The organism is Vibrio sp. 1580 (genome assembly GCF_033340055.1).
This window is the reverse complement of the sequence record NZ_JAWOVT010000389.1, coordinates 1-632: the sequence shown is the minus strand read 5'-3', so window position 1 is coordinate 632 and position 632 is coordinate 1. Positions and strand designations below refer to the sequence as shown.

General features: G+C 48.4%; 2 protein-coding genes. Both read left to right on the top strand.

Translation table 11 applies throughout. The features are described 5' to 3' along the window. Positions 1-321 (top strand): sporulation protein (locus R7093_RS26190; protein WP_318147146.1); only part of this gene is annotated, 321 nt, incomplete at its 5' end. A gap of 72 nt (positions 322-393) precedes the next feature. Further along, positions 394-632, top strand: a 239-nt coding sequence (locus R7093_RS26185; protein ID WP_318147145.1) for a hemolysin III family protein, incomplete at its 3' end; no start/stop codon positions are given.

Here is a 632-nt window from a genome sequence, read left to right as displayed (position 1 = left end):
CGTATTCGCCAAGTCGAATGTGAAGAGGTAAAAGGTTTCGAACTGCCATTTGTACAAGAGTTTGAAATGGTGCCCACTGATGGCCCATATCATGGCGTATGGCGCGAGTTAGAGTTTGTCGCGCATCGCGATGAGCAAAACCTCAAGCTTTGGTTTGAGATTGACCGCACTCGCAGTGGCTCTCGCGGTATGCTTGCCAGCTTGCTCGGCAGTGGAAAACTCAAGCGCGAACTGTGTATTCCGGTGACAACAAACCTGGAAGAAGTGGGTGAGCTTGTCCTCAATTACCTCGACCAAACGGCTGCGATTCACGAGTCTTAATTTTAGCTTACACGTGTACGCTTAATGTGCCATACTAGAGCGAATATTCCAAACTCTAGTATAGGCGCATTGATGTCCTCACCGCAGAAACCTCAATACAGTCAAAGTGAAGAGCTTGCCAACACCATCACGCACGGTATTGGGATGATTTTCGGTATCGTCGGGTTAATCCTGTTGTTAATCAAAGCGACAAACCACCAAGCTGACACATTGACCGTGACAAGCATGGCGATCTACGGCTCCAGTATTATTGTGCTGTTTTTAGCCTCAACGCTGTACCACGCGATCCCTCATCCTAAAGCGAAACGCTG